The organism is Arthrobacter sp. Y3225116 (assembly GCF_059091245.1).
In genome coordinates this window covers 1-4,278 of record NZ_JBNHGL010000240.1, presented here as the reverse complement: position 1 = coordinate 4,278, position 4,278 = coordinate 1, and the positions used below count along the sequence as shown (strand labels likewise).

Below are 4,278 nucleotides of genomic sequence, written 5' to 3'. Positions count from 1 at the left end.
CCGTGGCCGTGTCCCGGGCGACGGCTTCGCGCAGGCCGGCCACCACTGCCCGGGTCATGGCACGGCTGCACACCCCGGAGCGGGCGGACACGCCGGAGCCGGCCGGCTGGGCCCGTCCCGGGGACTGAACGAGGTCCGGCCCCGTCAGTCGATCGCGGCCATCAACTCGACGACGCGGTCCAGGAACGCGTCCACCTGGTTTTCCTCGTAGCCGTCTTTGCCCTTGGCCTCGCGGAACACGGCCCTGCGGACCACGTCGACGCTCATCGGCTGGTCGTGCTCGAAATAGCCCAGCAGTTCCACGCACAGCGCGTCGACGTCCTCCACGTTGTAGCTGACGGCGTTCCGCTTCGTCGGCCGGCGGAAGCGTTCGCCCGGGGCGCGGTGCAGGCGGGCGCGCAGCATCGCCGACACGCGGCCGATCTGGGTCAGCCAGGCCTGTTCGCCGTCCCGCTGGATCAACGCGTCGCGCTCCCGCTGGGCGAAGACGTCCTCCAGCCGGTCCAGCGCGGCGTCGACCGCCCGCGGGTCGTAGCCGCCCTTGGCCGGATCGAACGTCATGGCCCGGACATCGCGGCTGGTGATGGGAGCGTCGTCGGGTTCGGGGTTGTTGTAGTACTCCCGCGCCCGGCCCAGGAAGTCGTCCACCTGGCGTGCGTTGTAGCCGAAGTTCCGCCGGTCCACGTGGTCAAACGGGGCACTGCCCTTGCCGGCATCAATGGTTCGTCGCGCCATGGTGTCCTGTGGTTCCTGTTCCTTCAATACGTTCCGCTTGTCTACGGTGCCCAGTCTATGCGGGCCGCCGCATGGCCCCGGGTAACCGCGGCCGCGCGCCTACACGGCGCCCGGGGCCAGCAACGATGCGAGCACGAAAGCCACCGGGGCCGCGAACACGATGGAATCCAGCCGGTCCATCACCCCGCCGTGGCCCGGCAGGAAGTTGCTCATGTCCTTGATGCCAAGTTCCCTCTTGACCATCGATTCGGCCAGGTCGCCCACGGTGGAGGCGGCCACGGTGGCCACGGCCAGGACGAGCCCGAACCACCACTGCAGGTCCAGCACCAGCACCGAGCACAGGACGCCGACCAGGACGGCTCCGCCGACCGAACCGGCAAACCCTTCCCACGACTTCTTGGGGCTGATCTTCGGCGCCATCGGGTGCTTCCCGAAGAGCACCCCGATGAGGTACCCGAAGGTGTCGTTGGAGACCACCAGCAGCAGCATGGTGGCCACCTTCAGGGCGCCGGACTCCTCCAGCAGCAACAGCAGCGAGAAGCTGATGAAAAAGGGTACCCAGCAGAGGATGAAGGTCCCGCTGAGCACGCTGCTGACCGCGCCGTCGGTACTGTCCAGGCACTTCCAGACCATCAGGGCGACGCAGGAGGCCACCAGGGCGAAGGCCAGCCCCTCCGGCCCGCCGTAATAGGCGGCCACGGGCATCGCGAGGGCACCCGCGAACAGCGGCGGCAGCGGCACCTTGATGTTCTTGACCGTCAGGGCGCGGGAAACCTCCCACACGCCCACGGCCGAGAACCCGGCCACCAGCAGCACGAAGGCATCGGGCAGGAGGAAAAGGCCCACCAGGACAACGATGAGCAGCGAGAGTCCGACGACGATGGCTGCCGGCAGATTGCGCCCGGCACGGGAAGGCTTGGCGGCGGCACGCAGCGCCCGCCGTCCGGGTTCTGCCGGCCGCTGTCCCGGACCAGCCGCCGGAGCCGGCGTATCGCCAGCCATGGGTTGAGGCTGGTCCGTACTCATCAGACCTCGAGCAGCTCGGCTTCCTTGCGCTTGAGGAGCTCGTCCACGTTGTCGGTGTGCGACTTGGTCCTGGCGTCCAGTTCCTTTTCGGCCCGGTTGCCTTCGTCCTCGCCAACCTCGCCGTCCTTGACCAGCTTGCCGATGGTGTCCATCGCCTTGCGGCGGATGTTGCGAATGGAGACCTTCGCGTCTTCGGCCTTGCCCCGCACGACCTTGACGTACTCCTTGCGGCGTTCCTGGGTCAGTTCCGGCAGGACAACGCGGATCACCACGCCGTCGTTGGCCGGGTTGGCGCCCACATCCGAATCGCGCAGGGCCTTCTCGATGTCGTTCAGCGCCGACTTGTCGTACGGCGTGATCAGCAGGGTGCGCGGTTCGGGGTTCTGGAAGGACGCCAGCTGCTGCAGCGGGGTCGGCGTGCCGTAGTAGTCGACCGTGACCTTGGAGAACAGTGCCGGATTGGCGCGGCCGGTGCGGATGGTGGCGAAGTCTTCCTTGGCCACTTCGACTGCCTTGTCCATCTTCTCGGCAGCTTCGCGCAGCGTCTCGTCTATCACGGTCTCTCCTTCACGTCCTTCATTCACTCCGCGATGCCCGCGGTCCTGGCTCTGCTTTCCATCCTAGGCTATCGGGCGGACGGCCCGGCGCCAGTCAGGCGGTGACGTAGGTGCCGATCTGTTCGCCCAGAATCGCACGGGTCACGTTGCCTTCGCCCTCCATCCCGAAGACCACCATGGACAGCTTGTTGTCGCGGCACAGGCTGAAGGCGGTCTGGTCCATCACCCGGATATTCCGGCGCATGGCTTCGTCGTAGGTCAGGGTGTCGAGCTTCTCCGCGGCCGGGTCTTTCTTCGGGTCGGCCGTGTAGACGCCGTCCACGCCGTTCTTCGCCATGAGCACGACGTCGGCGTGCACCTCCAGTGCGCGCTGGGCAGCCACGGTGTCGGTGGAGAAATAGGGCAGGCCGGCGCCGGCGCCGAAGATGACCACGCGGCCCTTCTCCATGTGCCGGATGGCCCGCCGCGGGATGTAGGCCTCGGCTATCTGCCCCATGGTGATCGCGCTCTGCACGCGGGTGTCCACTCCGGCCTGCTCGAGGAAGTCCTGGAGGGCCAGGCAGTTCATGACGGTGCCGAGCATGCCCATGTAATCGGCACGGGAGCGGTCCATGCCCGACGTCGACAGTTCGGCGCCGCGGAAGAAGTTGCCGCCGCCCACGACGATGGCCACTTCGACCTCGCCCACGGTGGCGGCGATCTGCTTGGCGACGCCCCGGACGGTGTCCGGGTCCACGCCCAGCTTCCCCCCGCCGAAGACTTCGCCCGAAAGCTTCAGCAGGACGCGGCGGCGTTTGGCCCCGGCATCAGCGGTGGTCTGGGTGTTCTGGGATTCCATGGTGCCTCCCGGCGTGCGTGGTTCTGGGGAAAGAGTGTGTGACTGGCCGCGGCTGCCCGACGGCTGAAGCCGCGCGGCCGATCCGGACATGAAAAAGGAGTGGTCACCCGATGGTGACCACCCCCTCGTCATCTGAATCAGCCAGTTCGCCTAAACGTTGCGACCGAGGTTACGCTCCGACGCGGAAGCGGGCAATGGCGGTGGCGTTGACACCGGCCGCTTCCAGCACCTTGCCGACGGACTGCTTCGGGTCCTTGGCAAACGGCTGGTCCAGCAGCACGATCTCCTTGAAGAAACCGTTCAGCCGGCCTTCGACGATCTTCGCGAGTGCTGCCTCGGGCTTGCCCTCGGCGCGGGCGGTCTCGTCGGCGATGCGGCGCTCGTTCTCCACGGTCTCGGCCGGGACCTCTTCGCGGGTCAGGTAGGCCGGGGCGTAGGCCGCGCTGTGCACGGCGATGTCGTGGGCTGCTTCGAAGGCCGCGTCGCCTTCGCCGTCGACGGCGAAGAGGACGCCGACCTGTGCCGGCAGGTCCTTGGAAGTCTTGTGCAGGTAGGCATCGACGGTCTTGCCTTCGACGCGGGCAACCCGGCGGACGACAACCTTCTCGCCCAGCACGGCGCCTTCCTCGACGACGAAGTCACCCAGCGGCTTGCCGTCGACGTCAGCGGCCAGCAGGGCGTCGAGCTCGGCAGCGCCGGACTCAACCGCCGTGGCCAGTACCTTGTCAGCGAGTTCGATGAACTTGGCGGACTTGGCGACGAAGTCGGTCTCGCAGTTGACCTCGATCATGACGCCGACGGTTCCGTCGATGACCTTGGCGGCCACCAGGCCTTCGGCGGTGGAGCGGCCTTCGCGCTTGGTGGCGCCCTTCAGTCCCTTGATGCGGATCAGCTCAATGGCCTTCTCGGCATCTCCGTTGGCCTCGTCCAGGGCCTTCTTGACATCCATCATGCCGGCGCCGGTGCGCTCGCGCAGGGCCTTGATATCAGCAGCGGTGTAGTTCGCCATTTGGACTCCAGTCCTCCCGTATTAAGTAGTGTTCGGTGCCGCTGGCGGCCGGCCTGAGCCCCCCCGGGCCCCCCCCACAGAAAAGCACACCACAGAAAAAAAAAAAAAACAAA

Annotated in this window: 5 protein-coding genes; all 5 read right to left on the bottom strand. The window is 67.0% G+C overall.

Going from position 1 to position 4,278, the window contains the following annotated elements; translation table 11 throughout:
* Window positions 1-144: 144 nt before the first annotated feature.
* Window positions 145-735 (bottom strand): DivIVA domain-containing protein, encoded by a 591-nt coding sequence (locus tag AC5RV2_RS15255; RefSeq protein ID WP_494093037.1) that lies wholly within the window; start codon window positions 733-735, stop codon window positions 145-147.
* 99 nt (window positions 736-834) lie between these two features.
* Complete coding sequence (locus AC5RV2_RS15250) at window positions 835-1,737, bottom strand: phosphatidate cytidylyltransferase (protein WP_494093036.1); 903 nt, start codon at window positions 1,735-1,737, stop codon at window positions 835-837.
* 23 nt (window positions 1,738-1,760) lie between these two features.
* Window positions 1,761-2,318, bottom strand: a complete 558-nt coding sequence (gene frr / locus AC5RV2_RS15245) for a ribosome recycling factor (protein ID WP_494093035.1) — start codon at window positions 2,316-2,318, stop codon at window positions 1,761-1,763.
* A 94-nt stretch (window positions 2,319-2,412) separates the two neighbouring features.
* The gene (gene pyrH / locus AC5RV2_RS15240; protein ID WP_494093034.1) at window positions 2,413-3,156 is read right to left on the bottom strand and encodes a UMP kinase; all 744 of its coding nucleotides are present in this window, start codon (window positions 3,154-3,156) and stop codon (window positions 2,413-2,415) included.
* A 169-nt stretch (window positions 3,157-3,325) separates the two neighbouring features.
* The gene (gene tsf / locus AC5RV2_RS15235) at window positions 3,326-4,165 is read right to left on the bottom strand and encodes a translation elongation factor Ts (protein WP_494093033.1); all 840 of its coding nucleotides are present in this window, start codon (window positions 4,163-4,165) and stop codon (window positions 3,326-3,328) included.
* Window positions 4,166-4,278: the final 113 nt, after the last annotated feature.

Excerpts from the sequence above, each read along its gene's own strand:
- AC5RV2_RS15255 (WP_494093037.1), bottom strand. The coding sequence starts at position 735 with ATGGCGCGACGAACCATTGATGCCGGCAAGGGCAGTGCCCCGTTTGAC.
- AC5RV2_RS15250 (WP_494093036.1), bottom strand. The coding sequence starts at position 1,737 with ATGGCTGGCGATACGCCGGCTCCGGCGGCTGGTCCGGGACAGCGGCCG.
- pyrH (WP_494093034.1), bottom strand. The coding sequence starts at position 3,156 with ATGGAATCCCAGAACACCCAGACCACCGCTGATGCCGGGGCCAAACGC.
- tsf (WP_494093033.1), bottom strand. The coding sequence starts at position 4,165 with ATGGCGAACTACACCGCTGCTGATATCAAGGCCCTGCGCGAGCGCACC.